General features: G+C 68.6%; 19 protein-coding genes and 1 pseudogene. 10 read left to right on the top strand and 10 right to left on the bottom strand.

The features are described 5' to 3' along the window. Window positions 1-53: 53 nt before the first annotated feature. The 3 genes from istA to M446_RS13380 are packed head-to-tail and all read left to right on the top strand — an operon-like array spanning window position 54 to window position 3,524. Window positions 54-1,337 (top strand): IS21-like element ISMtsp8 family transposase, encoded by a 1,284-nt coding sequence (istA, locus tag M446_RS13390; protein WP_012290058.1) that lies wholly within the window; start codon window positions 54-56, stop codon window positions 1,335-1,337. Continuing rightward, the gene (istB, locus tag M446_RS13385; RefSeq protein ID WP_012290057.1) at window positions 1,334-2,209 is read left to right on the top strand and encodes an IS21-like element ISMtsp8 family helper ATPase IstB; all 876 of its coding nucleotides are present in this window, start codon (window positions 1,334-1,336) and stop codon (window positions 2,207-2,209) included. The genes istA and istB overlap by 4 nt, the downstream gene beginning before the upstream one ends. After that, complete coding sequence (locus M446_RS13380; protein WP_012332635.1) at window positions 2,181-3,524, top strand: adenylate/guanylate cyclase domain-containing protein; 1,344 nt, start codon at window positions 2,181-2,183, stop codon at window positions 3,522-3,524. Before istB ends, M446_RS13380 begins: the two co-directional genes overlap by 29 nt. 8 nt (window positions 3,525-3,532) lie before the next feature. Here the strand turns inward: M446_RS13380 and M446_RS13375 are convergent, their stop codons facing one another. From M446_RS13375 to M446_RS13355, 4 genes are all read right to left on the bottom strand, one after another. Continuing rightward, a complete protein-coding gene (locus M446_RS13375) occupies window positions 3,533-4,156 on the bottom strand; it encodes a DsbA family protein (protein WP_012332634.1) in 624 nt (207 codons plus the stop codon). A 314-nt stretch (window positions 4,157-4,470) separates the two neighbouring features. Further along, window positions 4,471-5,595, bottom strand: a complete 1,125-nt coding sequence (locus tag M446_RS13370) for an IS630 family transposase (RefSeq protein WP_012332633.1) — start codon at window positions 5,593-5,595, stop codon at window positions 4,471-4,473. A 71-nt stretch (window positions 5,596-5,666) separates the two neighbouring features. Next, window positions 5,667-6,504, bottom strand: a protein-coding gene (locus M446_RS35210; protein ID WP_085984491.1) for an IS5 family transposase whose coding sequence is annotated in 2 segments (ribosomal slippage) — window positions 5,667-6,146 and window positions 6,148-6,504 — 837 coding nt in all. Because the reading frame shifts where the segments join, the coding sequence is not laid out codon by codon here. Between the two features lie 354 nt (window positions 6,505-6,858). Then, complete coding sequence (locus tag M446_RS13355) at window positions 6,859-8,391, bottom strand: winged helix-turn-helix domain-containing protein (RefSeq protein ID WP_012332632.1); 1,533 nt, start codon at window positions 8,389-8,391, stop codon at window positions 6,859-6,861. A gap of 128 nt (window positions 8,392-8,519) precedes the next feature. Between M446_RS13355 and M446_RS13350 the strand changes: the two genes are divergently transcribed. The 4 genes from M446_RS13350 to M446_RS13335 all read left to right on the top strand — a co-directional run bounded on the left by M446_RS13350 (window position 8,520) and on the right by M446_RS13335 (window position 12,255). Continuing rightward, window positions 8,520-8,981, top strand: a complete 462-nt coding sequence (locus M446_RS13350; protein ID WP_012332631.1) for a cupin domain-containing protein — start codon at window positions 8,520-8,522, stop codon at window positions 8,979-8,981. A gap of 306 nt (window positions 8,982-9,287) precedes the next feature. Further along, window positions 9,288-9,470, top strand: a complete 183-nt coding sequence (locus M446_RS13345) for a hypothetical protein (RefSeq protein WP_012332630.1) — start codon at window positions 9,288-9,290, stop codon at window positions 9,468-9,470. A 1,112-nt stretch (window positions 9,471-10,582) separates the two neighbouring features. After that, window positions 10,583-11,632: a PQQ-dependent sugar dehydrogenase gene (locus tag M446_RS13340; RefSeq protein WP_012332629.1), complete on the top strand. Its 1,050-nt coding sequence runs from the start codon at window positions 10,583-10,585 to the stop codon at window positions 11,630-11,632. 56 nt (window positions 11,633-11,688) lie between these two features. Then, on the top strand, window positions 11,689-12,255 hold the full coding sequence (locus tag M446_RS13335) for a c-type cytochrome (protein ID WP_012332628.1): 567 nt from the start codon (window positions 11,689-11,691) through the stop codon (window positions 12,253-12,255). A 1,080-nt stretch (window positions 12,256-13,335) separates the two neighbouring features. Here the strand turns inward: M446_RS13335 and M446_RS13325 are convergent. Then, on the bottom strand, window positions 13,336-13,548 hold the full coding sequence (locus M446_RS13325) for a DUF6494 family protein (protein ID WP_012332626.1): 213 nt from the start codon (window positions 13,546-13,548) through the stop codon (window positions 13,336-13,338). Window positions 13,549-13,748: 200 nt separating this feature from the next. Between M446_RS13325 and M446_RS13320 the strand changes: the two are divergent. Further along, a pseudogene (locus M446_RS13320) lies at window positions 13,749-14,445 on the top strand (IS5 family transposase). An 829-nt stretch (window positions 14,446-15,274) separates the two neighbouring features. Here the strand turns inward: M446_RS13320 and M446_RS13315 are convergent. The 4 genes from M446_RS13315 to adh all read right to left on the bottom strand — a co-directional run bounded on the left by M446_RS13315 (window position 15,275) and on the right by adh (window position 21,070). Next, window positions 15,275-16,675 carry a metal ABC transporter permease gene (locus M446_RS13315; protein ID WP_012332625.1) on the bottom strand — a complete coding sequence of 467 codons (1,401 nt, stop codon included), beginning with the start codon at window positions 16,673-16,675 and terminating at the stop codon, window positions 15,275-15,277. Beyond that, entirely contained in the window at window positions 16,672-17,601 is a 930-nt protein-coding gene (locus tag M446_RS35200) for a metal ABC transporter substrate-binding protein (RefSeq protein ID WP_168169154.1), read from the bottom strand. The genes M446_RS13315 and M446_RS35200 overlap by 4 nt, the downstream gene beginning before the upstream one ends. A gap of 41 nt (window positions 17,602-17,642) precedes the next feature. Then, a complete protein-coding gene (locus tag M446_RS13300) occupies window positions 17,643-18,881 on the bottom strand; it encodes an acetamidase/formamidase family protein (protein ID WP_168169153.1) in 1,239 nt (412 codons plus the stop codon). Window positions 18,882-19,549: 668 nt separating this feature from the next. Next, window positions 19,550-21,070: an aldehyde dehydrogenase gene (gene adh, locus M446_RS13295; RefSeq protein WP_012332622.1), complete on the bottom strand. Its 1,521-nt coding sequence runs from the start codon at window positions 21,068-21,070 to the stop codon at window positions 19,550-19,552. Between the two features lie 379 nt (window positions 21,071-21,449). Between adh and M446_RS13290 the strand changes: the two genes are divergently transcribed. Continuing rightward, window positions 21,450-21,632: a hypothetical protein gene (locus M446_RS13290; RefSeq protein ID WP_012332621.1), complete on the top strand. Its 183-nt coding sequence runs from the start codon at window positions 21,450-21,452 to the stop codon at window positions 21,630-21,632. Window positions 21,633-21,843: 211 nt separating this feature from the next. Here the strand turns inward: M446_RS13290 and M446_RS13285 are convergent, their stop codons facing one another. Further along, window positions 21,844-22,821 (bottom strand): AraC family transcriptional regulator, encoded by a 978-nt coding sequence (locus tag M446_RS13285; RefSeq protein ID WP_012332620.1) that lies wholly within the window; start codon window positions 22,819-22,821, stop codon window positions 21,844-21,846. Between the two features lie 126 nt (window positions 22,822-22,947). Between M446_RS13285 and M446_RS37120 the strand changes: the two genes are divergently transcribed. Next, entirely contained in the window at window positions 22,948-23,202 is a 255-nt protein-coding gene (locus M446_RS37120) for a hypothetical protein (protein ID WP_150108646.1), read from the top strand. Window positions 23,203-23,572: the final 370 nt, after the last annotated feature.

The following is a 23,572-nucleotide window of genomic DNA, read 5'->3' as shown; positions in this document are numbered from 1 at the left end:
GCGCGGCGGCCGTCTCACCGAAGCTGGTCCCCGTGGCGGGAGGGAGCGGCGCGGTGGTCAGCCTCGGGGAACTCATGACGATCCTGGACCTCCACCGGCAGGGCCTCTCGGTCACCGCCATCGCCCGCCAGCTCGGCCTCGACCGCAAGACCGTCGCCAAGTACATCGCCCGCGGCCTCGAGCCGCCCGTCTACGGACCGCGATCCCCCCGCGCGCGGGCCACCGACGCCTTCCTGCCCTACCTGCGCGAGCGCCTGGCCGCCTACCCGCAGCTTACGGCCGTCCGTCTCTGGCGCGAGTTGAAGGAGCGCGGCTTCGCAGGGGCCTACACCGCCGTGAAGCGAGCCGTGGCCCTGCTTCGCCCCTCAGCTCCTCTGCCTATCGAGCGCCGCTTCGAGACCCCGCCGGGCGAGCAGGCCCAGGTCGACCTCGCCCGCTTCGAGGTCGTCTTCGCCGACGAGCCGGGCGTGACCCGCATCGTCTGGCTGTTCGCGATGGTGCTGGGCCACTCGCGCTATCTCTGGGCCCGCTTCGTCGTCCACCAGGATCTGCAGACGGTCCTGCGCTGCCACATCGCCGCCTTCCAGGCCCTTGGAGGCGCCCCGCGCGAGATCCTCTACGACCGCATGAAGACCGCCGTGATCGGCGAGGATCCCGACGGCTTGGTCATCTATAACCGCAGCCTTCTCGATCTCGCGCGCCACTACGGGTTCCTGCCGCGCGCCTGCCGTCCCTACCGGGCCAAGACCAAGGGCAAGGTCGAGCGCCCGTTCCGCTACCTGCGCGAGGACTTCTTCCTCGCCCGCTCGTTCCGCAACCTCGACGACCTGAACGACCAGCTGCGGCACTGGCTCGACACCGTGGCCAACGCCCGCCGGCACGCCACGACCAAGCGGATCGTCGCCGACGCCTTCGCGGAGGAGCGCAGCCAGCTGCGGGCGCTGCCGCCCGTGCCCTACGAAGCCGTGCTCAGCCTGGAGCGGCGCGTCACCCACGAGGGCTTCGTCTCGGTGGCGGGCAATCTCTACAGCGTGCCCGACACCACCCGCCGCCGCGCCCTGGAGGTGCACGTGCTGGCCGATCAGATCCGCATCTACGAGGCGGGTGAGCTCGTTGCCTGCCACCTGCCCCTGGAAGGGCGTGGGCTGACGCAGGTCGATCCAGCCCATCGGCGGCCGCGATCTCCCCCGCCCGAGCCACGAGACCCTGCCGAGCCGGTGGTCGTCAGGCGCGCCGGCGACCAGGTCGCGCGTCGCCCGCTGGCCATCTACGACGCCGTAGCCCGCCAACTCGCGGGAGCCGGCGTGCCCAGGACCGACCGGGGAGACGCGGCATGAGCGGAACTGGCGAGCTGATCCCCCCACTGGTCGAGCGGATCAAGGCCACGCTGGTAGGGCTGAAGATGCCGCGCGCCCTGGAGATCGTCGACACCACCGTGCGGCGGCTGGAGCGCGGCGAACTCAGCGCGCTGGAGGCGGTCGATGCCCTGCTGAGCGAGGAGCTGAGCCTACGCGAGAGCCGGCGGGTGAAGACCGCGCTGGTGATGGCGCGGCTCTCGACGGTCAAGACGCTGTCGGGCTTCGACTTCGCCTTCCAGCCCTCGCTCGACCGCACCCGCATCCTGGCCCTGGCCGAGCTGGGCTTCGTGGACCGCTGCGAGGTGCTGCACTTCCTCGGCCCGCCCGGCACCGGCAAGAGCCACTTGGCGGTGGCCCTCGGGGTCGAGGCGGTGAAGGCGGGCCGCAGCGTGTACTTCACCACCCTGGCCGACCTTGTGGGAACGCTGGCGCGGGCCGAGCGGGAAGGAACGTTGCGCGAGAAGATCCGCTACTTCTGCCGGCCGGCGCTGCTGATCGTGGACGAGATCGGCTACCTGCCGGTGGTGCCGGGCGGGGGCAACCTGTTCTTCCAGCTCGTCAACGCGCGCTACGAGCGGGGCGCGATGGTCCTGACCTCGAACCGCGGCTTTGCAGAGTGGGGGGAGGTGTTCGGCGATCCGGTGGTGGCGACCGCGCTGCTGGACCGGTTGCTTCACCACGCCGTGGTGGTGCAGATCGAGGGCTCAAGCTACCGGCTGCGCCAGCACACCGCGCTCATGCCCGAGCACATCCGCTCGAAGGCAGCCCTGCAGGCTCCGCCGCTCGCCCCGCCTCCGCGTCGGCGCGGACGCCCGCCCAAGAATGGAGGTGCTCACCTCGGCATCGCCTGACCGCCGAGCCCGCCGATCTGAGGAAAATTGCGCGCCCGAAATTGCGGAAGGTTCGAAGCCCGTTGACACGAAGGTCCTCGTCGTCGACGACGAGTCGGACCTCGAGGCGCTGATCGTGCAGAAGTTCCGCCGCCGCATCCGCGAGGGCGCGATCCGCTTCCTGTTCGCCCGCGACGGCCTCGAGGCGCTGGCGGTCATCGCCGAACACCCGGACGTTGACCTCGTCGTCTCCGATATCAACATGCCGCGGATGGATGGACTGACGCTGCTCGCCAAGCTCCAGGAGGCGGACGAGAAACTCTCGACCGTGATCGTCTCGGCCTACGGCGACATGGCCAACATCCGCACGGCGATGAACCGCGGCGCCTTCGACTTCCTCACCAAGCCGATCGACTTTTCCGACTTCGAGACCACGGTCGACCGCACCGTGCTCCACGTCCGCACCCTGCGCGAGGCGCGCCGGCGGCAATCCGCGGCCGAGCGGGCGCATGCGAGCCTGTCGCGCTACTTCTCACCCAACCTCGCCGAGCGGCTGGCGGCCGACGCGTCGGCCCTGGCTGGCGGCCACAGGCGCGACGTGGCCTCGCTGTTCACCGACATCGCCGGCTTCACGACCCTCGTCGAGAGCCTCGATCCCGCTCTCCTCGCCGAACTCCTCAACGGCTACCTCGCGGAGATGACCGGCCTCGTCTTTTCGCACGATGGCACGGTGGCGAAGATCGTCGGCGACGCGATCCACGTCCTGTTCGGCGCACCGGGCGAGCAGCCGGATCACGCCACGCGGGCGGTGTCGTGCGCGCTCGCCCTCGATGCGGCGGCAGAAGCCTTCCGCGCGCGCTGGGCCGAGCGCGGCGTCGTGCTCGGGTCGACGCGCATCGGCGTGCACGCCGGACCGGCCATCGTCGGCAATTTCGGCGGGGGCCGCTTCTTCGACTACACGGCCTACGGGGACACCATCAACATCACGGCGCGGCTGGAGGCCGCCAATAAGGTGCTGGGCACGCGCCTCTGCGTGAGCGCGGCGGTGGCCGAGCGGGCGGAGGGCTTTCGCGGCCGTCCGATCGGCGATCTCGTCCTGCGGGGCAGGACGGAGGCCCTGCGCACCTTCGAGCCGCTCTCGGAGGCGGCGTTCGCGGATCCCGGCACCGCGCGCTACGGCGAGGCCTTCGAGAAGCTCGCGGCGGGCGATCCGGGCGCCCTGCCGGCCTTCGCCTCGCTCGTGGGCCTCAACGCCGATGATCACCTCGCGAGCTTTCACCTGCGGCGGCTCCTCAACGGCGTGTCCGGCACCCGGATCGACTTGCGCACGGCCTGATCCGCTGCTCACGCAGCGCTGAGGATCTCGATCCATTGCTCGGTCGACTGCGCACCGGAGACGGCCCACTTGCGGTGGACGATGAAGAACGGCACGCCGGTGACCTGCATATGGGCCGCTTGTTGCTCGACGTGCTCCACGAACTGCGCAAGTTGCTCGCTGTTGAGTGCCTCGTCGACGAGGGCACGATCAAGGCCTGCCGCGACACCGACATTGAGGAGCTCATCAGGGTCGCCGACGTCTCGGCCTGCTTCGAAGTAGGCGCGGAACAGGCCGTCTACGACCGCCCCCGCTCGTCCGTGCTGCGTGGCGAACGCGATCAGCATGTGGGCACGTCGCGTGTTCGGCGTCCGGAGCATCTGATCGAAGGCGAAGTGAATGCCTTCCTGCCGTCCAAGCTCGGCCATCTGCGCGTCGAGTTGGGCACTACGTTCGACCCCGAACTTCCGGGCACGGTAATGCGCGCGCTCCATGCCCTCAACCGGCATGTCGGGGTTAAGCTCGAAGGGCAGCCACTCAACCGCGGTGGTCTCGCGCATACCGAGTTGGTCAAGGGCGCGTTCGAGCCGGCGCTTGCCGACGTAGCACCAGGGGCAGATCACGTCGGAGAACACGGAGATGGTCAGCGGCATGGGCGTGCTCCTGTTCGCGCACGAGATGGAGCGGGCCGAACTGCAAGACCAGGCTCGCGTCACGAGTTGTGGGGCCCTGATCCGAGTCGCCAGCGACCGGCCGGCCAGCACGAACGCTCTCCTTATCGCGAGAGGCGCTCTGCGCCACGATTGACGGGCTGGGAAGTCGCACGAACCTCGCCGGTGGTGGCACCGGCGATCTCGGGAGTGACCTCGGTGCCGATCAGGGCGGTGTTGCCGGTGGCGGCACGGGCGACATTGGCGGAGGGGTTGGCAGCACAGGCGACCTCCGCGGCGACGTGGGCGGCGATCCACTAGTGTCCTGCGCCTGAAGTTTGCGGCAAAGGCGCATCATCTGTTTCAGGGTCGATTGTTCGCAGGCAGAAGCGTTTGACGCTGGCCAGGATGGCGTCGGCCGACTTCACCCAGCGGAACGGCTTGGGGTCGGCGTTCGTGGCCTGGATGAAGGCGCGGATGTCGCGTTCAAGTTCCTCCACCGAGCAGTGCACCCCACGCCGGATGGCTCGGTCGGTGAGCAGGCCGAACCACCGCTCGACCTGGTTGATCCACGAGGCCGAGGTCGGCGTGAAGTGCACGTGGTAGCGCGGGCGCTGCGCCAGCCAGTCGCGGATAAGCTTGGTCTTGTGCGTCGCCGAGGTGTCGAGCACCAGATGCACGTCGAGGTCGGCCGGCACGGTCGCCTCGATCTCGTCCAGGAAGCGGCGAAACTCGCTGGCGCGATGACGCGGGTAGCACTGCCCGATTACCGTCCCGGCCTTCACGTCGAGCGCCGCAAACAGGCTGGTGGTGCCGTGCCGGGCATAATCGTGAGTGCGCCGCTCCGCCTGCCCGGGCCGCAGCGGCAGGAGCGGCTGCGTGCGGTCGAGCGCCTGAACCTGGGACTTCTCGTCCACGCAGAGAACCAGGGCGCGGGCGGGCGGAGCCAGGTAGAGCCCGACGATGTCGCGCACCTTCTCGGCAAACAGCGGGTCGGTCGAGAGCTTGAAGGTCTCGGACCGGTGCGGCTGGAGCCCGAACGCCCGCCACACACGCCCGACCGTCGTGCTCGACACCCCGCTAGCCTTGGCCATGCTGCGCCGGCTCCAGTGGCTGGCGCCCGGCGGCCGCTCGCAGAGCGTGCGGTCGATGAGTTCGGCGACTTGGTCGTCGCCGATCCGGCGCGGTGCTCCTGAGCGAGGCTCGTCGAGGAGCCCGTCCGTGCGCTGGCTGGCGAACCGCTCGCGCCACTTGCCGACCGTGTGTTTGCCGGTGGCCAGTTCCGCCGCGATGGTGGTGTTACTCAGCCCGTCGGCGGCCAGCAGCACGATCCTGGCGCGCAGGGCGAGGCCCTGGGCTGTCTTGCGGCGGCGAGCCCAGCTCTCAAGCTCGGCTCGCTCCTCTGCGCTCAGATCGAGGGACGTAGGAACGCGGTAGGCCATCGACGCCTCCCAGCATTCCCCATACTTTGCCACAAACTTCAGGCGCAGGATACTAGGGCGTCTCTGCAAACTCATGAGAGCCAGAGCATGGTCATGCCGAGGGTGACCATGGCGAGGTCGTTGGCGGCGCGCGTCTCGTAACGGGTGGCGATGCGGCGATACTGCTTGAGCCGGTTGATCAGCCGCTCGACCCTGTTGCGCTCCCGGTACGCGGCCTTGTCGAAGTCCGGCTGACGCGGCTGATCCTTGCGGGTCGGGATGACCGGCTCGACCCGCCGCTGTTTCAGCCGGCGGCGGGCGGGTGGGCTGGAGTAGCCTCGGTCTCCCGCTGCCCGGCGCGGACGCAGGCGGGGGCGGCCACGTCCCCGGCGCCGCACGGCGCCCTTGTCCATCAGCGCGTCCAGCGCGAACTGCTCGTGCCGCTCGCCAGCCGTGAGGACGGCCGCCATCGGCTTGCCTCCGCCCTCGGCGCGCAGATGCAGCTTGGTCGAGAACCCGCCCTGGCTGCGCCCGAGCGCCTCGCCTACGCCCTCAACCGTCCCCTCACCCCCCGATGGCGCCGGACCGGCGTGCCCCGGCGGCGTGCGGGTGGGCGCGCACCACCGTCGCGTCCACGACGTGCAGGTCCCAGTCGAGGTCGCCGCGAGCATCCGCCTGCGCCTGCAGGCGCTGCAGCACCCGGTCGAACACGCCCGCCTTGCGCCAGCCATAGAACCGGCTCGATACGGTTCCGACAGGGCCGTAGCGCGCCGGCAGATCCTCCCAGGGCGCGCCCGTGCGCAGGATCCACAGCATGCCGTTGAGGACTTGCCGGTGATCCTCGGCCGGCCGGCCCGTGCGTGGCTTCTGCGGCGGCAGCAGCGGGGCGATCTGCTCCCACTGCGCATCGGTCAGTTCAAAGCGTCGCATCCCGCCCACATGGGCGCTCACCCCACCCGTGTGAACCCCTTTGCAGAGACGCCCTAGAGCCGCGGGAAAGCGCGGCACGTGGGAGCGGATCTCGGCCGTCTGAGCCGTCGCTTCCACGTCAGACTCCCTTCCCGCGGCGCGTGCGCCAACTAAGCGGATCTTAGAACGGCGCCGCCTGCATTGAGATCCAGGCTGATTTGGAGGGAGGCGATGGCGGAAGGATTGGAGCTGCCAAAGGGCGAGAACAAGCGTCGTGCTGCTGATCCGCTTCGAGACGCCCTAGGGCAGTTCACAAAGAGAATTCGACCGTATTGAATTGTGAAGGAGGAGGCGCCCGCTGGGATGGACGCGCCGTTATTCCGGCAGGCCGCAGGCGCGCAGCGCCTCGCCGAGCGCCGCAGCCAGGTCCGGCGCGCAATCCACGCCTGCCAGCTGACGGCTAAACCGGAACACCGGCTGGAGCGCCATCACGCGCGCTGCCGCGGCGCGGGCGGTGTCGAGACTGCCAAGCCGCGCCAGCGTCGCCGCGAGAATCATGTGCGAGATGCTGTGCACCGGGTTCGCATGGACACCCTTGTAGGCCGCGGCCGCCGCGGCCTCAGCTCGACCTGCGACGAGGTGGCCGAGCGCCAGCGCGTGATAGGCGGCGAAGGCCCAGGGATCGAAGGGGCTGAGCCGCAACGCTCGCTCGCCCCAGGTAATGGCCCGCTCCGCATCCCCCGCCCAGCCGTGCACGACCCCGCCAAGGATGTAGGTGGTGGCAGAGGACGGGCTGACCGCGAGTGCCGCTTCGAAGGCGGCCGACCCAGCTCGGCGGTCATGCGCGTCCATCGCCAGCGAGAAACCCGCGAATGTGAGCGCGAGGGCGTCGTCGCGCCCGTGGGCGATCGCCTTCTCCGCGTGCCGGATCGAGGCCGCGCGATCCACCTCCGAAAGACCTGCGCGGAGGAACAGGTTGTGGTGGCACATCGCCGCGAAGGCGTGCGCTAGCCCGTAGCGCGGCTCGAGCTCCAGAGCTCGCCCGAGCAGTCCGAGGGCACGCGACGACTCGGCCGGCATGCCCGTGAAGACGTCGGACTGCGCACGCAGCACGAGGTCGTAGGCATCGAGGCTCTCAGGGCGGAGGCGCCGAACGCGCTCGGCCTCGGCCTGCCGGAGGTTCGGCTCGATCGCGCCCACCACCGACATCGCGATGTCGTCCTGTAGCGCGAACACGCCTTCCAGGGGGCGGTCGTAGGCCTCGGCCCAGACAACACCACCAGCCTCGCTCTCCACCAGCCGGAGGGCGACCCGGATGCGGGCGGTCTCCTTACGGAGGCTACCCAGCAGAAGGTAGCGCGCCCCGAGCGCGCGCCCGGCTTCGCACGGATCGATCTCCCGGCCGCGGTAGACTGCGCCGGAGCTACGGGCGGTAACGAACAGCCACTTGATGCGCGATAGACCGGCGGTGATGTCCTCCGCCATTCCGTCGCCGAAGTAGTCCTCTGCCGGATCACCGCTGAGGTTGCGCAGGGGGAGAACCGCGACCGAGGGCCGGTCCGGGAACCTCGGCATCACCGGCGGCATGGACGGGGCGGCGCCAACTGGCCCGACATAGCGATAGCCGCGTCGCGGCAGGGTTTCGATCCAGCGGGCGCCGTCCTCGCTACCGGCTAATGCGCGGCGCAGCGCGGCGATCTGGACCGTGAGGTTGCTGTCCTCGACCGCGAGGTCCGGCCAAGCGACGCGGAACAACTCCTCCTTCGAGACGGGCGCGCCGGCGCGCGCTACCAGCGCCTGCAACACCGCAACCGCACGCGGGCCGAGGGCCACGGGCGCGCCGTCGCGCAGAAGCAGCTTCATCTCGGTGTCGAGCCGGAACGGCCCGAAGTCCAGCCACAGCGCCATGCCGAGATTCAGCCAAGACAGCGGATCTTTCGCAACTCTTTCCGACGGCCTTCACGACTTGGGCGCGCGCGAGTGACACGCTGCCTTCCGCGGCTGACCACCGCCCCCTCAGTGAGAGGATGAGAGTGATGCATGCAGTCCCCGTGATCCACCTGCCTGATGAGGCACCTCGCCTGACGGTGGCGGGCCACCCCATGGCAGTCCTGGTGACCGCTCGGGAGTCCCGCTACGCTTGCATGTTCGACTGGGTGGTGCCGCCGCGCTTCAGCACTGGCCTGCACGTGCACCGAGTGCAGGAGGAGACCTTCTACGTCCTCGACGGTGCCTGCGAATGGCAGGTTGAGGATCGCGTGGTGACGGCCCGTCGTGGCGCCTACCTCTTCATTCCGCCCGGCGTCCCGCACGACATCCGCAACCCGAGTGCGGTGCCGGCGCGGCTGCTGATGACGGTATCCCCGCCCGGTCACGAGGCCTACTTCGAGGAGCTGGCCGGACTAGCGGGCTCAGGACCGCCAGACCCACGAACCCTGGCGGCCTTGCGACGGCGCTTCGACACCGATCAGCTCTCGAGCCTCACAGTCACGGGGTGATCGCCTCGACGAAGCTGATGCTGCTGATCAGCATCGCCCGGCTGCACTGTGAACAGGTGGATTGCCGAATCGCCGCCTTCCGCGTGGTGCCGAGAGGCATGAAGGGCCGCTCTTGCATACGGCCAAGATAATGCCGGTGCGGGGCTGGCCCATCGACGTTGAGGCGCTTCAGACGTTGTTCCGATGCGAGAAGGCCGCTGTGTAGATCTCAATGCACACCCCGGGCGGCCGGCGCGGCGATCGGACGAACGAGGTCGCCGGGGCTGCGGGCGACCAACCCTGACCTCGATGATGAGGAGGTGAGGCATGAAGCTCTATGAAGACTTCTTCCACCCGGACGCGCAGGTCGAGATCGTCGGTGACCGCTTCGTCGTGACGCTGCCGGATAGCCGCTCGCTCTCGTTCAAGGCCGAGGGCCACAAGTGCCACAACCGGAACGCCAGATGCCCGCCGTGCTTCGACATACGCGATCAGCTCGACGAGGAGTAAGGGCCAATCTCGTGGCCTGCGAGGTTTGCTCGCCTTCGCGAGCCTGAGGGGCGCTCAGAACGCCGTAGAGGCTCGGGAGGCGTTGTCCCTAGTCCCCCAGGCGGGCGATGCTCCAGCACAGCCAGCGGCTTTCCATGGGCTTCCAAGGCCTTCGTGTGCGCCAACGGCAACGTCGCCAAGGACTGGGTCAGGATCGTCGTGGACACAGAAGGCATTCCCCACGCGCAGCCTCGGTTTTCCTAGGGCTTCGTGTTCCGCGGCGGGGTCGCGGGGCGCACGTCCGGGATGACGTCGATCACATCCGCCTACGGGCGCGGGCTATGTCGCGAGCAAGATCTTCGCGTCCGCCTCGCTGCCCGCGGCCCGATGTGGCCCAATTGTGCCTCTGGCGTGCTTCTATGAACTCAAGACGAGCTCGCGAAGCGCTAAGTCCTTGATAGGGTAGGGGGCGCCTTGAACACCAGCTCTACGGGTCCTCCGCCTTCGGAGGGCAACGCTCTATCCAGCTGAGCTACGGGTGCTGACCGCGGCACTTCACTCGCGCATGACGCGGGCCGGCGCAACGGCGAAGAGGGACGTGAGTCCGCTCAAAGGGATCGGGCGCCGGCTCCTCAGGCAAAGGTCACACGGTCGAGCCGTGTCGGGTGCGCGGGGAGGGGGGTGAGGTGTCGATGGTCCGGCCTCGTGCCCCGGGTGCGGACGGAGTGCGCCGCGGGGGCGGCGTGTGCCGCCAGTGTGCCTCGACCAACTGGTGCCGGAGCCTCGTCCCTGCGCGCCGTCACACTCCCCCATGACAGCCCCATGACAGCGGGCGCTTGCGCACTACAACCACCCGCAAGCCGCGCCTCGGCGGTATCGAACATCAGGGAGGAGAGATGCCGATCAATCGATCGCGCGGCCTGCGTGCGACGCTCGTGGGCGCTGCGCTCGTCGCTGCGCTGCACGGTGCTTCCGCGCAACAGCAGCCGAGCGGAGCCCCAACCCCCGGCAGTGCGCCCACCGCTCCTGTAAACACCACGGCCCCCGCCGCCACACAGGATCGAGGCTCGGCCCTCTACGGCCGCCCAGAGTCCGGGGAGGCGGCGAAGCTCGCCCCGGTCGCGGGCCCGCCGTTGCCGACGCCGGCGGCGAAGCTGCCGGTGGACAGGCTCAAGGTGCCGGCGGGCTTCAAAGTGGAGGTCTTCGCGAGCGGTGTCGCCAACGCGCGCTCGCTGCGCCAGGGCGACAAAGGCACGGTCTTCGCCGGCACACGGCTCCTCGACCGGGTCTACGCCATCCGTGACCGGGACGGGAAGCGGGAGGTGAAGGTCATCGCCTCGAAGCTGCACCGGCCGAACGGCCTCGCCTTCCACAAGGGCGCTCTCTACGTCGCCGAACTGTCGAAGGTCTGGCGTTTCGACGACATCGAGGCGCACCTCGACGAGCCGCCCAAGCCCGTTCTGGTCTACGACGACCTGCCGAAGGACGAGGCGCACGGCTGGAAATTCATCGCCATTGGCCCAGACGAGAAGCTCTACGTGCCGGTTGGCTCGCCCGGCAATATCCTGATGCCACCCGACACCCACGCGCAGATCCGGCGGATGAACCTCGACGGAAGCGGCGTCGAGGTGGTGGCCCGCGGCGTGCGCAACACGGTCGGGTTCGACTGGAACCCGGCGACGAAGCAGTTGTGGTTCAGCGACAACGGCCGCGACTGGGTCTCGGAGGACATTCCGGAGGACGAACTCAACGTGCTCACCGAACCCGGCAAACAGCATTTCGGCTTCCCGTTCTGCCATCAGGGCACCTTCACGGACCCGGAATACGGCTGGGGACGCTCCTGCGCCGAGTTCACCGCGCCCGCGGCCCTGCTCGGGCCGCACACCGCCGCGCTCGGCCTGCGCTTCTACACCGGCACGCAGTTCCCGGAGGCCTACCGCAACGCGATCTTCGTGGCCCGGCACGGCTCGTGGAACCGCACGAAAAAACTCGGCGGCGACGTGGTGGCGGTGAAGCTCGGGCCGGACGGCAAGGTCGCGTCGATCGAGCCATTCCTGACCGGCTTCATCGAGGACAACCGCTACCTTGGGCGGCCTGTCGACGTGCTCGTGGCGCAGGATGGCGCGCTGCTGGTCTCGGATGACTACAATGGCGCCATCTACAGGATCAGCTACCAGCCGTGACTGCGATCCTGCACGTGGGTCGGCCCGCGTGCAGGCCCCTCTCACTTGGACAGACGATGCGGCTCTTTCCATTTGCGCTTGCGCTGCTCGCGAGCACCGCCAGCCCGGCGCTCGCTGAACCCGTGGGTGAGCGTCTCGCCCCCTGCCTCGGCTGTCATGGTGAGAGCGGGCGCTCCGAGACGCCGGGCGTGCCCTCCCTCGGCGGCCAGCCGGCCGACTATCTCGTCACGCAGCTCTACCAGTTTCGTGAGAGCCAGCGGGTTGCGCCGCCCATGAACGAGATGGCGGCCGGCCTCTCGGACGATGACCTCCGTTCCTTTGCCGAGGAGCTCTCAAGACTGCCGGCGCCCTCACCAGGCGAGACTGCGCTTGACTCAACCCTCGCTGAGCGGGCGCGAGCGCTCGTCGGGCGCCACCAGTGCAATTCCTGCCACGGCGCCGACCTCGCCGGGCGGGACGCGATCCCGCGCATCCGCGGGCAGCGTGAGGATTACCTGCTGAAGGCGCTCGCTGGCTACAAGAGCAACGCCCGGCCGGGCTACGACCCCGCGATGAACGAGGTCGCGCAGGGCCTGAGCGAGGCTGACATCGAGGTCCTCGCCGCCTTCCTGTCGCGCAGCTGAGCGCGGATCAGCCGCTCACGGGCGGCGCCCGCGCCGGCGCGGCGGCCGAGCACCGCCCCGGAGGTCAGGCCGGGGCCGCCCGGGCAATCATTGAGGAACACGCCGCCGACGATCTCGCCACGGGCGTCGGGGCAGGGGATCAGCGCCTCAGTCCAGCGATTGCAGCACCGGTGTCGTCGGCCTCCAGGCCGCAAGAGCGCGGAACCTGGGCGGCCGGCGATCAGGTTCGAGAAGGTGCCCCGCGCGGTCGCGAGGCTTGTCATCCGCTGTCCGGACGCGATCGTCCGGACAGCGGATCAAACGCGCCAGCAACGGGTCATCTCCGCCTCGGACCGGGAGAATCCGGGTCAGGCAGGCTGCGCTTCGGGGTCGTCGAGGAACCTCGAAACCGGGCACGCGCCCGTGAGCAGCCGGTCTCCGGCGCGCCCGCACTCGCCTCGGCCTTCCGGCCGGCCTGTCCGGCAACGAGCGGCTCCTGTCAGATCAGAACCGCGGTCTTGCTGGATGGGCGCTCCCGGACATGGCTCCCGGGGCGCAGACGGACGGCGGCGTCAAGGAACCTTTGGTGCCGCAAGAGGCATGAGCCGGACGCGGATCACGGTCGGGTGCGGGGATCGTTTCGGCCCGATCTGGGAAGAGGCGCTACCACATGAACAAGGCATTCGGAGTGCAAGTCACTGTCAAGCAAGCTCACTCGTCGGAGCCCAGAACGGCGCCTGTGCTCGTGGTTGCTCGTGACGAGATGGACGCGGAGCTCTTGGTCTCGGAGTCTGCTGGCCCAGGATCCAGCGCGACCGTGATGCGCGAACTCACCCGGGAGGAGGTTCTCGAACACCAAATCGATCTGGACCAGCATGGCAGCATGAAGTCGCTCCCAATCTTGAATCTCTAATCAGCTTAAGGAGATGCGCCCAGTGGTGGAGCGGCTGGAGCATTGTCCGACGAGGTGGATGCCGGTTCGTCGAAGACAATGCGGAAAGATCAAAGACCTGGAGCAGCGCCCGATGGCCACGTGATCGGGCGCTGCTCTCGCGCGGAGCCGCATTGAGGGGCGCCGCGACGCGAAGGAGCTCGGCGCTCCTACGACGCTGGATCGGTCTCGCCGTCGAGTGCGATCGTCCGCTCGACCACGTGTTGCAGCGGGGCGTTCTCGGCCGTGAGCGTCATTCGGAGCTTGAGCGTGTTGCCGGACACGAGACCCTCCCGTGCAACGCGCTCGATCTCGCGCTGGGAGGTCACGCCGACCTCCTTCAGGAACTTGCGCAGCTCGATGTTGAAGCGGTCCTCGTCCATATTGCTGTTCCTCCGGTGCTTCGGTCGCCGAATCGGCAACGCGGAAGAGGAAATCTATTTCCGGGGTCCGGTGGAGTGCGTGCTCGAACCCTCGCCTTCGGCTCGGGGGCGGTGAACCACGCCCGCTCCGTGCTTCGCACGTCGCCCCTCGTTCCCCGCCGTCCCCGGAAGGGGCTGAACGTCTGGGCCTCGTGCCGTTCATGCCCACAAACCAGCCCGGCCCCGAGCGCGAGGACGATCGGCGGATCATCCCCGGCATCCTGCACGTGCTCACCTCCGGCTGCCGCTGGCGCGACGGCCCGGCCGCGGATGGACATCGCACCACGGTCTACAACCGCTTCAACACATGGTCGCGGCGCGGTTTCTGGACGGCGATGCTGACCGCCCTGGCTAGGGCCGGGTGGGTCGGTGAGGCGGCTGCTATCGACGCGACTTACGTCAAGGCGCACCGCTCGGCGCAGGGCGGCAAAGGGGGGCGACAGCGCAGGCGATCGGCGCGTCGCGCGGCGGAAAGACGACCAAGATCCACGCCCTCGTCGACGTGCTCGGCCGCCCTGGCGTCCTCCTGCTGACGCCGGGCAACACCAGCGCCGTGCGCACGGCCCCGGCGGTGCTGGCCGAGGCCCCATCCAGCGCCTGATTGCCGACAAGGGCTACGACGCCGACAGGCTGCGTGCTGATCTGCGGGAGAAGGGCATCACCCCCGTCATCCCCGGCACCCGCGCCCGCAAGCGCCGGCTGCGCCACGACAAGCGCCGCGACCGGGAACGCTGGCGCATCGAGGCTGCCTTTTGCCGTCTCAAGGACTTCCGCCGGATCGCCACCCGCTCCGACAAGCTGGCTCGCAACTACGCTTCCGCTCTCGCCCTCGCCGCCGTGATCGCGTTCTGGTGCTGATTGAGTCCTGACCCTAAGCCCGCGCGACCCGTTGACTAACATTTGGAAATACTGGATCTGTCACGCCTACACACAGACCAGGGCATGTGGGAGCAAGCTGTTTCGTGGTGTAATCAATCTATATCGGATGGCCCCTACTGGATAACGTATCTTGATTTTGCTGCAGCGCGTGCTTGGCTCGACAGAAAACATGATGCCCAGGAGGCGGTCAAACAACTTGTCCGTCTTATGCCAGGATACACAGTCCAGAAATGGGCCAAAGCTGATTGGTCGCGCAATCCGATCTTCCCGGAGGAGTATCGGCGCACCGTTGAAGGGCTCCGTAAGGCCGGGCTTCCGGAAAACTAAGATGCACCTCGGCGGACGGCGGTCGGGGCGGTGCGCGATTTCGGAGAGGGTCCTCCCTCACGCACCACTGCCCGGCGGCAGCCGAGCGACAGCCTGCGTTGCTGGCCATGGTGCGCAGCCAGCAGTCCGAGGAACTCATCCGGCATCCGGTTGATGGCTTCGCCATCTCCCCTTTCGGCCATGCGGATGTCGGCGTCGCTCAGGCGCCGCGCGGGCTTGGGATACGACATCCGACGGATTGCTTCGCAATGCGGATGTCGGCTTCGCTCAGGCGCCGCGCGGGCTCGTGATCCGGGATCCGCTTCGATCAAGCCGATCCCGTATGACAGAGGCCCTCCACGCCCGCTGCCCGCTCGTCGCTTTCAGTCTGCCGCTCTCAAACTCAGTAAAATAGCCTGTTGAGGGCCCGCGCCCCGCGGATTTGAACCGTAGAACGGGCCGCGAGCAGCCAAGCTCTGGTCCAAACGACAAGCATGAACTGCTACAAGGATTTCTTGCTCCACCTGAATGCGTTCAGCGAACCGGTCAGCGGCGGCTTACGGGTTGCGTCGTCGAGAGGTTCGCCTGCCCCGTCCGAGGGCGTGCGCGTCGGTCGACGCATCACGCGCGTGCGGAATACGAGGACGAGCAATGCCGCCGCAGAGACCACCGCGAGCGGCAGCGACACCTGCCAGCGCTCCCGCGCATGGGCGCGGGCCAGAAGGTGGTCCTGAACGAAGCGCTCGCCGCGAGCCATCTCGTTGTAGGTCTGCTGGTAGGACGCAATGCGCCGAACCTCATCGTCTGTCAGGCCCGCCCCGCGCCAGCGCGATTGCCTCTCCTGGTTGGAGAGGGCCTCGACCTCGGCGCGATACCGCCGCTCCATCGCAGCCGCTTCGGCGTAGCGAGCCGCCTCGGCATCGTCCATGAAGCGCTCAGGCCGCAAGCCAATCCGGTTCAGGGCCGCGAGCAGCGGCTGATCGGCCCCGGGCCTGATGAAGGACCAGAGACTGCCCGCGAGCATGAGTGAGAGCAGACCGATCGATGATGCCTGGCGTGCACGAGCGCGCCTCTGCGTCGTCTCGTTTGGGTCACCGATCCACAAAAAGCGCGCCAATGCGGCGAGACCGAGAGCGGCGAACAGCGTGAGGACCACGCACGCGCCAGTCGGAAGGTCGAATGCCAGCGAGCTCGCGAAGCCACCCAGTGAGGCCGTCAGACCAACGCACCAGCCAATGAGGAGCGCCAAGCCGATTCTGTCGGCGGCGAACAACGTCCCGGTGACGGCCGGGATGATGAGGAACGAGAACACGAGCAGGACGCCCGCGACGGCGACGGAGCTGGTCACGATCGCGCCGAACGAGGCGTAGAAGACGAAATCCCACAGGACGCCACGGGCGCCGGTGAGTCGGTTCTCCGAAGCGTCGAGCAGCGGGCGCCGGGCGGCCCAGTGCAGCAATGCGACGGCCGAATAGAGCGGGACGATCTTCGCGAGCTGCTCCGGTCGCGCGTCGAGCAGGGTCCCGACGAGCATCCTCTTGACGTGTTCCGCCCCCTGCGGCGCGCGATCGATGACGAGCACCGTGGCCGCACTGGCGGCGACGTAGAGGACACCGACGAGCGCCTCTTGGCTCACCGCCCAGGACACCGAACGGCTCGCGGTCAGGGCCACCGCGCCGGAGAACGCGAACAGCATCGCGTATGCGAACGCGGCCAGATCGCTCGGCGCGTGGCCGAGGGCCACGGCGAGCGTGGCCCCCAGCGCGGAGAGCTGCGCGAGCGCGAGATCCGCGAACACGACCCTTCGGCGCAGAACGTGGAGGCCCAAGTAAGTGTGGACCCCGATGAAGATCGCCGTCACGGCGAGGGGCACCGCGAGCAGGGCGGCGAGATCGGCGATCAACGCCCACCCGCCTCGAACGCGTCGTGGAGCACGTCGACATCGACCTCGAACAACCCAAGGTAGTCGCCGGTCCCCGATAGCTCGCCGACCGACCCGGCGAGCACAACCACCCGGGCACCGGTTCGGGCCGCCACGGCCTCGGCCGGCCCGCGCGGCGCGTTCGGCTTCGCGAGCACGACGCGCACGCCCTGCTCGCGCATCAGCCCGGCAACTCGGGCGAGTTGGGCCGGGCTCGGTGCGATCCCCTCCTTCGGCTCCACGACGGCAACCACGTTGAGGCGGAAGCGGCGGGCGAAGTAGGGCCAGTCGTTGTGATAGGCGACGACCGGTGCGCCCGCGTAGGGCGCCAGTCGGGCCTGCCACGACGCGAGCCGCCGGGCGAGGCCGGCGAGAAAGCGCCCGCGGTTCTCGGCGACCAGGGCGGCTCGGCCCGGCGCGACCCGTGCCAACCCATCCGCAATACCGGCGGTGATCGTCTCGGCATTCGCGGGGTCGAGCCAGTAATGGGGGTTCGCCAAGCCGTGAGCATGGCCGCCGGTGGCTCCCGCCTCCACGCTGCTCCCCAGCACTTCGAGGAGTGGGATGCCCGCCGAGGCGTCCACCTGCCCCGCGCCGCCCCGCATGAGCTTCGGATCGGCGTGGCGCGCCAGCAGCGGGTCGAGCCAGTGATCGTAGCCGAGGCCTACGCGGACGACCAGGTCGGCACCACGCAGCCCAAGGAGGTCGCCCGGCCGCACCTCGTAAGCCTCGGGGTCGGCACCGGGTGGGACGAGGCTCGCCGCAACGACAGCGTCACCGCCGACCGCCTCGACGAGACTTTTCAGGTCCGGCGTGGTCGCGACGACCCGCACCGGTCCGCCCTGGGCCGCACGCACCGCTGCGGGGCAGAGCAGAAGCGGCAGCACCAGGAGAGCGAGCGCGCCCAAGCGCCGGAGGTTCCGGTCGCTGCCCACTGGTGCCAGGCCGGCTAGCGCTGGTTCACCCACAGGCTCTTGGGAACCATGCAGCTGACCTCCTTCTCGGCATCCCGGGGTGCCGCGATGCGGCAGTCCATCGCCATGCTCGCGAGCGCATACGCGTCCAGGCGCGACAGTTCCTTGCGCTCGACGAGCATGTTGATCATCGCCATCGACGCCGTGTCCATCGCCCTGTTCAGGTCCGCGTCCCTGCCCGTCGTGACGAAAACCTCGGGCGTCTCGGCTCGCGGCAGCTGCGTCGGCTTCCTTCCATCCTTGGGCAGCATGCAGTATGTGCCCTTGACGACGTTTACGACCTCAGAGATCGGGCAATTCCAATTTTCCAGCATCGACTGCTCGGCCTGCGCCTGTGAGACCTTGTCGCGTTCAATGATGAATCTCGTGGTCTGGTCGCGCAGGAGGTCGAGAGCCTTGTTGAGATCCTGATCGTAGCCGACCGTGATCCAGTCCGTTGGGGTCTCAATGCGCGGCCAGTCGAGCGTCGCACCCTTGATCACCTCGACCGTGACGTTCAACTCCTTGAACGCCGTCTCGATGGCGCAGAGGTTCACCTCGCCATTGCCCTGACCGGCGTGGCTGTCGCCGGACCACAGCAGGGCTCCCTGGACGAAGACCGGTATGTAGAGCGTCGCGCCTTCCGTGAGTTCGCGGATATCGAGGTTCCCGGCGAAGCGGCCGGGTGGCACCGAGCTGTACCGGCCAGGCTCCGCGCGGGCTACCGCGGTCGTGCCCGGGAACGGCCTGAGCGGGATCTCGATGCCTGGCGCGAACTCCATGGTCTTGCGGTCGAGGTCGAGGTAGAAGAATCTGATCTGTCCTTCCGGGAATTCTTTCGGAAACTCACCGAACAGGCCTGGAAGATTGAAATTGGTCGCGTAGGCGCGCGGCACGATCTTGTTGATGTGCACGCGGAGAACATCTCCAGGCTCTGCCCCTTCAACGTAAATAGGTCCCGTGAGCGTGTGAGGGCCCCGGCCCGGGTAGTCAGTGCGGGTTTTCTTGACTTGATCGATTGTGATGCCCGGAACCACTTGATTGTGGGCGTGCATCATTGTTTCCATGGCGACCGTGTCGCCGGACTGAATTCTCAGCACGGGCGGCTGGGAGTTGTCGAACCAGCCCCACTGCGTCGTGGCAGGGGTGGCTGGCAGAAGATGAACTTTGCCTTTGGCATGATGCGAGGGCGCGTTCATGCCCTGTTGCTGCAGTGGGCCGTAGACGAACGGCAAGAACGTCGTGGGATCGTTGAGGTCGGGCGATGCCGGCTTTGTCTGGCCGGGAGCCGGCGCAGGCGAGGTGGGAGCCGGGGCACCCGGGCTCGGCGCCTGCGGGCGCCCCGAGGGCGTTGGTAAGATCTGGGGGGCTTGAGCCCGAGACGGAGTGACCGATCCCGCGAGGGCCAATGCGGCAACGGCCGCAGCGCCACAGAGGAGGTTCTGCCGCATCGGATAACTTCCTCCCTCTGTTCTTCGGGAGGCAGCATGCCTCGTCATCGAGCAGTCCGTCCAGTCCACCTCGTGAGGTTGGCTTGAAATCCGGCGATCGGCCGACAGCAGTTATTCTTCGAGAGAGCGTGGTGGTGATGCGGCGACGAGAGCGGGGCCGCCACCGACGAGCGCCGTGGGGGCACGTCAGCGCCCGCAAGAGTGCCGGCCCGCATCCGATCGGGCGACGCGCTTGCGAACAGCGTTGCGGGCGCGCAGCGGCGCTGGCAGGGCGGGCGGAGGAATGTCCCGGCGGCGGAAGCCCTGCGCAGGCTCAAGGAGGCGAGGCGAGACGCTCCGACGCGCTCGACTCTTCACGCTTCGGTTGAGCCGCCATGCGATGCGCCGCTGCCCGGTCGATGGCTCGAAGGAGGGCGGTCCGCCGGCCCGAAGGCCGGCGGGGGAGCGGGGTCTCAGAAGAAGCCGAGGGCCTTGGGCGAGTAGCTGACCAGGAGGTTCTTGGTCTGCTGGTAGTGGTCGAGCATCATCTTGTGGGTCTCGCGCCCGATGCCCGACTGCTTGTAGCCCCCGAAGGCGGCGTGGGCCGGGTAGGCGTGGTAGCAGTTCGTCCACACCCGGCCGGCCTGGATCTCCCGCCCGAACCGGTAGGCCCGCGTCCCGTCCCGTGTCCACACCCCGGCGCCCAGCCCGTAGAGCGTGTCGTTGGCGATCGCCAGCGCCTCGGCCTCGTCCTTGAACGTCGTCACCGACAGCACCGGCCCGAAGATCTCCTCCTGGAAGATCCGCATCCGGTTGTGGCCCCGGAACACCGTCGGCTTCACGTAGAAGCCCTCGGCGAACTCGCCCGCCAGCACCGCCCGCTCGCCGCCGGTCAGCAGCTGCGCCCCCTCCTGGCGGCCGATGTCGATGTAGGACAGGATCTTGGCCAGCTGCTCGCCCGAGGCCTGGGCGCCGATCATCGTGGCCGGGTCGAGCGGCGAGCCCTGCCGGATCGCCTCCACCCGCGCCACCGCCTTCTCGATGAAGCGCTCGTAGATCGATTCCTGCACCAGCGCCCGGCTCGGGCAGGTGCAGACCTCGCCCTGGTTGAGGGCGAACATCGCGAAGCCCTCCAGCACCTTGTCCAGGAACGCGTCGTCCCGCGCCATCACGTCCTCAAAGAAGATGTTGGGCGACTTGCCCCCCAGCTCCAGCGTCACCGGGATCAGGTTCTGGCTGGCGTACTGCATGATCAGCCGCCCGGTCGAGGTCTCGCCCGTGAAGGCGATCTTGGCGATGCGCGGCGAGGAGGCCAGCGGCTTGCCCGCCTCCAGGCCGAAGCCGTTGACGATGTTGAGCACGCCGGCCGGCAGCAGGTCGCCGATGATCTCGGCCAGGACCAGGACCGAGGCCGGGGTCTGCTCGGCGGGCTTGAGCACCACGCAGTTGCCGGCCGCCAGGGCCGGGGCGAGCTTCCAGACCGCCATCAGGATGGGGAAGTTCCACGGGATGATCTGGCCGACCACGCCGAGCGGCTCGTGGAAGTGGTAGGCGACGGTGTCGTGGTCGATCTCGGAGAGCGAGCCCTCCTGGGCGCGCACGCAGCCGGCGAAGTAGCGGAAATGGTCGATGGCCAGCGGGATGTCGGCGTGGGTGGTCTCGCGGATCGGCTTGCCGTTGTCCCAGGTCTCGGCCAGCGCCAGCAGGTCGAGGTTGTCCTCCATGCGGTCGGCCATCCTGGTGAGGATGCGGGCGCGCTCGGCGGGGGCGGTGCGGGCCCAGGCGTCCTTGGCGGCGTGGGCGGCGTCGAGGGCGCGCTCGATGTCCTGGGCGTCGGAGCGGGCGACCTCGCAGATCAGCCGCCCGGTGAGCGGCGACGTGTTCTCGAAGTAGCGCCCCGCCGCCGGCGCCACCCACTGCCCGCCGATGAAGTTGTCGTAGCGCGCCGCGAACGGCGAGGCGGTCTGGCCGCGCAGGAATTCCGGCTTGTTCATGGCGTTCCTCCGCAGCTACCTCCCACGGTGGAGCCGTGGAATGCTGAGCCGTCGTTGATGTGCTGAAACGGTAGCTGCTTCGCCTGCTGTATGGACGCCTGACCATGAGCGGCATTGATCCAGCTCAACATCAGCGCGCGATGAGATTACTTTCGCGGCCAGGATGATGCCGGCGCAGGCGCCGACCTGCCGTGCGCGACAGCGCAAATTCTCTCGCACCTGGCGGCTGCCGCGAACCGCCTCAGGCGTTGTTCCGAGACGAGACGACCGCGTCGTAGATCTCGACGCACACCTCTGACGACGGGAATGGCGGGCGGATGAGGCCGGTGGCCGGGGCCGAGGGCGGGCGACCCCGACCTCGAGAACGAGGAGGGGAGGCATGAAGCTCTACGAGGACTTCTTCCACCCGGACGCGCAGGTCGAGATCGCAGGGGACCGCTTCGTGGTGACGCTGCCGGATGGCCGCTCGCTCTCGTTCAAGGTCGAGGGTCACGCGTGCCACAACCCGAACGTCAAGTGCCCGCCATCCTTCGACATTCGCGACCAGCTCGACGAAGAGTGAGGGGCAGGCTCGCGGATTGCGAGGCTTGTTCGCCTTCGCGAACGTGTGGTGCACTCGGAACGGCGGAGAGGCCCGGGAGCGTTGCCCGCCATCCGGCTCGTTGCAGGGGCTCCAGACCCGCCAGCGGCGCCGTGCGTTGCGACCTTGCCCCCTGTTCGTCTGCGCGGAACGGGGGCCTGGCGAGGCATGCGCCCGACGCCGTGGGATCGCCTCAGCCGGACCGCCATTCGCTCGGCGACCGGCCGGAAAACTTCTTGAACGCGCGGCTGAACGCCGCCTCGGAGTCGTAGCCGACGTCCTGGGCCACGGCGGCGACCTTGGCGCCCCCCTCGCTCAGGCGCTTGGCCGCAAGCTGCATGCGCCACCGGGTGAGATACTGGATGGGAGGATAGCCGGTCAGCTGGGTGAACCTGCCGGCGAGCGCCGAGCGCGACGCGCCGCACGCGGCGGCGAGGTCCTCAAGCGTCCAGGCCCGGGCCGGCTCGGCGTGCAGCAGCCCGAGGGCATGACCCACCAGCGGATCGCGCAGCCCGGACAGCCAGCCGATGTGCCCGGGGTCGAGCTGGTCCATGTAGGTCCGCACCGCCTCGATGAGCATCAGTTCCGAGAGCCGGTTGAGAACGCTCTGGGCGCCCGGGCGCCGGTGCTTCGTCTCGTGCGAGAGGAGCAGAACGAACTGGTTCAGCAACCCGTCCGTCGCCGGCGACGCGCCCCGTCCGACGCGCACGAAGCGTGGCAACGCGTCGAGCAGCGGATTGAACGGGCGCACATCGCAGCTGAAGAATCCGCAGATCACGTGGGCATCGTCCGCGCCGCCCGCGCCGGCCCGCAACCGTATCGGCAGGCCGCCGACCTCGTTCGGCCGGCGGTGAGCATCGAGATCGGGCCCGGCGCGCATCCCCGGCGCGCTGGAAACGGCGTGCGGCTCGCCATGCGGGATGATGGCGATGTCGCCCTCGTGCAACCGCACGGGCTCAAATGGCGCACCGTCGACGATGGAGATCCAGCACGAGCCGCGCGTGAGCACGTGGTACTCGATCGCGTGCTGGGCACCGGGCAGAACGGCCCCCGCGATCTGCGCCGATGGAGGCGCCTCGGCGACCCAGGGCGCGGTGGCGGTGACGTCGAAGAACACCGAGCCGGTCAGCCGGACCGCCGAGAGCACATCCGAAAGCACGTCCGCCGTCATGGGCAAGAGCCTCCATGGGCAAGAGCCTCCATGGGCAAGAGCCTCCATGGGCAAGAGCCTCCATGGGCAAGAGCCTCCATGGGCAAGAGCCTCCATGGGCAAGAGCCTCCATGGGCAAGAGCCTCCATGGGCAAGAGCCTCCATGGGCAGCAGCCTCGATCCCCGTGCGAACCGAAGCTCGGCCGGATCGCCGGGGCGCTGCACATCCGTGGGGCGCTCAGGCGCCGCTGCCCCAAGTCGAGCGCCAGGTCGAGCGTTAAATCCAGCGCCGTGCTGGCGAAGAGTTCGGTGCTGCGACTCGTCGTGAGCTCCGATCCCGAGCAGCTCCGCGGCCATCGGATCGCGCCGAGTATACAGCACCGGCGCGGCCGGCGTGAGTGAGAGCAGCACCCGATCACGTGGCCATCGGGTACTGCTCTAGGTCTTTGATCTTGCCGCATTTTCTGCGACGAACCGGCATCCACTTCGTCGGACAATGCTCTAGCGCGGCCGACGTGGCGGTGCACGAACTGCACCGCGCCCGCGATGGCGCCGAGGAAGGGCACCATGACCGAGGTAGCGGAGTGGAATGCCGTCAGGGCGAGGTTGCTCCGTCGGACCGCAACGGCCGGGAACTGGACGCTGCCGCGATGACGGCGCGCGGGCCATGGCGCTCCGCGCGGTCGCCGAGCCGAGATGGCGCAAGTCGAGGCCCGTGCGGCGGCTGTCGCCATCCACGCACCACCGATCAGCTTGGCGCTACGGGCCCGCG

Source organism: Methylobacterium sp. 4-46 (genome assembly GCF_000019365.1).
Lineage (GTDB): Bacteria > Pseudomonadota > Alphaproteobacteria > Rhizobiales > Beijerinckiaceae > Methylobacterium.
The sequence above is the reverse complement of the archived record's forward strand: the minus strand, read 5'-3'. Positions and strand labels throughout refer to the sequence as shown.

Coding starts and splice junctions, on each gene's coding strand:
- istB (WP_012290057.1), top strand. CDS start 1,334: ATGAGCGGAACTGGCGAGCTGATCCCCCCACTGGTCGAGCGGATCAAG.
- M446_RS13350 (WP_012332631.1), top strand. CDS start 8,520: ATGCATGCAGTCCCCGTGATCCACCTGCCTGATGAGGCACCTCGCCTG.
- M446_RS13285 (WP_012332620.1), bottom strand. CDS start 22,821: ATGACGGCGGACGTGCTTTCGGATGTGCTCTCGGCGGTCCGGCTGACC.
- M446_RS13335 (WP_012332628.1), top strand. CDS start 11,689: ATGCGGCTCTTTCCATTTGCGCTTGCGCTGCTCGCGAGCACCGCCAGC.
- M446_RS13370 (WP_012332633.1), bottom strand. CDS start 5,595: ATGGCCTACCGCGTTCCTACGTCCCTCGATCTGAGCGCAGAGGAGCGA.
- M446_RS13290 (WP_012332621.1), top strand. CDS start 21,450: ATGAAGCTCTACGAGGACTTCTTCCACCCGGACGCGCAGGTCGAGATC.
- M446_RS13355 (WP_012332632.1), bottom strand. CDS start 8,391: ATGGCGCTGTGGCTGGACTTCGGGCCGTTCCGGCTCGACACCGAGATG.
- M446_RS37120 (WP_150108646.1), top strand. CDS start 22,948: ATGGGCAAGAGCCTCCATGGGCAGCAGCCTCGATCCCCGTGCGAACCG.
- M446_RS13345 (WP_012332630.1), top strand. CDS start 9,288: ATGAAGCTCTATGAAGACTTCTTCCACCCGGACGCGCAGGTCGAGATC.
- M446_RS13380 (WP_012332635.1), top strand. CDS start 2,181: ATGGAGGTGCTCACCTCGGCATCGCCTGACCGCCGAGCCCGCCGATCT.
- M446_RS13325 (WP_012332626.1), bottom strand. CDS start 13,548: ATGGACGAGGACCGCTTCAACATCGAGCTGCGCAAGTTCCTGAAGGAG.
- adh (WP_012332622.1), bottom strand. CDS start 21,070: ATGAACAAGCCGGAATTCCTGCGCGGCCAGACCGCCTCGCCGTTCGCG.
- M446_RS13375 (WP_012332634.1), bottom strand. CDS start 4,156: ATGCCGCTGACCATCTCCGTGTTCTCCGACGTGATCTGCCCCTGGTGC.